Consider the following 618-nt stretch of genomic DNA (forward strand, 5'->3'; position numbering starts at 1 on the left):
TCGGTATGGGCGTGAGTGAGTTTGAACGCCAAGCGTTCTCCTTGATCGTTGATGATCAGATGCAGTTTGAAGCCAAACTTCCACCCAGTTGAGCTTTTGCCCCAACCGACAAGGTTTTGAAAGACGTTGTGAGCATGAGCGCGTGCTGGATGACACACTTCAAGGGGCGTGGAGTCGATAAAGGCAATGCCTGTCATCTCTCCTTTGCGGGTATTGGCGAAGCAGCACAGTAGCATCAAGCCCCAAGGCATCAATTCAACAAAGCGGTTATAACTGACCAAGTTGGGAAAGGCTTTCTGCCAGTGGGGCAGCACCGTCAACCTATAAAAGTCTTTGAACGTTCTCAGCCCCGCTCCATGAAACGCGATGACGATCGTCATCACTTCCCTCAAGCACATGCGGGATCGATAGTGCCGGGTGCCGGGTACGGCAGGGAGTTGAGCCTGACTTGACCCAGCTTGCTCAAACTGCTCACAGAAGTCGTCCACCTCCCCGAAGATGGGAGTCAAATCCAAGTGCGATACGATGGTGTCCAGGCTGAGACTCAAAAGGTTTACATGACTTTCAAAGGTAGTCTCAGCTTTCCTTTTGCGCTTCTATCTTCCGTCCAACTCACGT

1 protein-coding gene is annotated in these 618 nt (G+C 51.6%); it reads right to left on the bottom strand.

Annotated elements, in window-relative coordinates; translation table 11 throughout:
• A partial coding sequence (locus C7B65_RS27175) for a transposase (protein ID WP_425320476.1) occupies positions 1-536 on the bottom strand: 536 nt, incomplete at its 3' end.
• Positions 537-618: the final 82 nt, after the last annotated feature.

It is taken from the genome of Phormidesmis priestleyi ULC007, from assembly GCF_003003695.1.
Taxonomy (GTDB): Bacteria; Cyanobacteriota; Cyanobacteriia; order Leptolyngbyales; family Leptolyngbyaceae; genus Phormidesmis_A; species Phormidesmis_A priestleyi_A.